Raw genomic sequence first — 2185 nt, 5'->3', positions numbered from 1 at the left:
GTCGGCGGTAATGGCATCGCCGAACACCAGCGTACCTTCTGTAAGCCCTCCTGGCAAAGGTACAATTTTTTCGCCTACGGTAGATTGTGACACCCGCGGTTTGGTAGCTGCGCTTTTTTCCCCATAGAATTCTGCCAACACATCGGTCTTGAATTTTTCAAAGCCAATACGTTCAATAAATTGTCCGATACGCTCAATGTCAGCGTGTTTCTGATAATAACGCATGACTATGTCAATTATTCGTAAGGCGTCATCATAAGTAAGACCTTCAATCAGTTTATCTGCCAACCTGGGATGAGAGCCGGCACTACCGCCAACGTAGACGTCCCAGCCTGCATCCGTACCGATGACGCCGACATCTTTGATAATCGCTTCTGAACAAGAGTTAGGACAGCCTGACACCCCCATTTTTATCCGGCTGGGCATTTCTTTTTTGATATATCGCTTATCTAATTCCAATCCGAGTTTTATACTGTCTTGTTTACCCCGTTTGCAAAAAGCACTGCCTGGGCAAATTTTAATACTACGCACGCAGTTGGCAAAACCTAATGCCGGCTGCATACCCAAGTCTTGCCAGACAGCTTCAATATCTTCGGCTTTTAGCCCGGTAATCATAATGCGCTGAGCTGAGGTCAGCTTCATGGTTCCACCATATTTCTTAGTAACATCTACGTATTTCTGCATAACTTCCGGCTTAATGAATCCACCAGGTACATGTGGAGTTATGGCATACGTCCGTTTTCCATCTCTAATTTTTTGTAAGTTTGCCCCTTTTGGCAGCATGGCTGCCACCTCCTTTATTCACCTATATTTCACCACAGGATTTTACTGATTGCCTGATTCACCGTTACGCTGAGCCTTTTCATAAATGGTATCCATGAATTTGATTAAGGGATTGATCTTAACAATGGTATGTGCCCCTTTCATCCAAACCTGCTGCCGAAACACTTCAATAACTTCTTCGCGGGTAGCTCCATGATTCAGCGCTTTTAATAATTCCAGTTTGGCACGAATATCATCATCACCGTAAACAGCAGTAGCCAATGCCATCAGATAGCGGTACTTCAACGGGATAACACCCTCGCCCCAAATAATATGGTGATATTCGCTGATCATTTTCTGCATATCTTCTCCTAAATCACCTGCTCCCATACCGCAGGGAGGCACAAAACCAAATTGCTTTTTAAATTCAGCAATCATTTGCTGTTTATCAAAATTAGCCATACGTTTTATCTCCTTAGTCTGTTTTATTTCTTGAACCAATTATATTACAGCTCCTGTTTCCATTTCGCTGCCCAATGTCACAGATTGGCGTGATTCTCATCACAAAGCCATCTTTGTACCTAGTTTGCCGTTATCAGGACAAAACTACACTATAAAAAAGCTCGTAAAAATTAACAATCTCCGGCAAAAAACTGCCGGAGATTGTCATTGTATATTATTACGCATTAAACATTTTTCCAGGATTTAATAAGATGTGAGGATCAATAACTGCTTTTAGCTTTTTGCCGGCGGCAAAACCAATTTCACCTGTCTCCCATTTGAGAAACGGCGCTTTCATATAACCGATCCCGTGCTCGCCAGAGAGTGTGCCGCCAAGCTCAAGGGCAGCCTTAAACAATTCTTCCACCGCTTGCTCAACCCGGGCCATCTCTTCCTGGTCATGTTTATTGCTTAAAATATTAGGATGAAGGTTGCCGTCACCAGCGTGGCCAAAGATAACCATCTTGAGGTTGTATGTTTCAGCTATCTGCCGTAACCGGCGAACCATGGCCGGAATCTGGCTGCGCGGCACCGTAGCGTCTTCGGAGATTTTGGTCGGGTTGATCTTACCGCAGGCCGGAGAGATAGCACGACGAGCCTGCCATAATTTATCAATATCTGCCGGGGTTGAAGCAGCCTGAACTTCGCTGGCGCCGCATTGTTTACATACCTTCATAACCTGTCTGGCCTGTTTGGCGATAGCAGCCGCACTGCCATCCACCTCAATGAGCAGAATAGCTTCGGCATTAACAGGCAGACCGATCTTAAGGTAATCCTCCACAGCCCGGATGGTGAGATTATCCATAATTTCTAAAGTCGTCGGAATGATGCCAGCAGCAATCATGTCACTAACCGTATTAGCGGCAGCATCCAAGCTGTTGAAAATAGCCAGCAGAGTTTGTTTTGCGCGCGGTTTGTCAAT

3 protein-coding genes are annotated in these 2185 nt (G+C 45.1%); all 3 read right to left on the bottom strand.

Translation table 11 applies throughout. From position 1 onward, the window contains the following. Window positions 1-783: DUF1858 domain-containing protein (locus AC29Z1_RS16975; protein WP_488272630.1), on the bottom strand; the 783-nt coding region annotated here is incomplete at its 3' end. A 42-nt stretch (window positions 784-825) separates the two neighbouring features. Further along, window positions 826-1224 carry a carboxymuconolactone decarboxylase family protein gene (locus tag AC29Z1_RS16970; protein WP_488272629.1) on the bottom strand — a complete coding sequence of 133 codons (399 nt, stop codon included), beginning with the start codon at window positions 1222-1224 and terminating at the stop codon, window positions 826-828. A 217-nt stretch (window positions 1225-1441) separates the two neighbouring features. Further along, window positions 1442-2185: FAD-linked oxidase C-terminal domain-containing protein (locus tag AC29Z1_RS16965; RefSeq protein ID WP_488272628.1), on the bottom strand; the 744-nt coding region annotated here is incomplete at its 5' end.

Source organism: Sporomusa sp. (assembly GCF_057736855.1).
The sequence above is the reverse complement of the archived record's forward strand: the minus strand, read 5'-3'. Positions and strand labels throughout refer to the sequence as shown.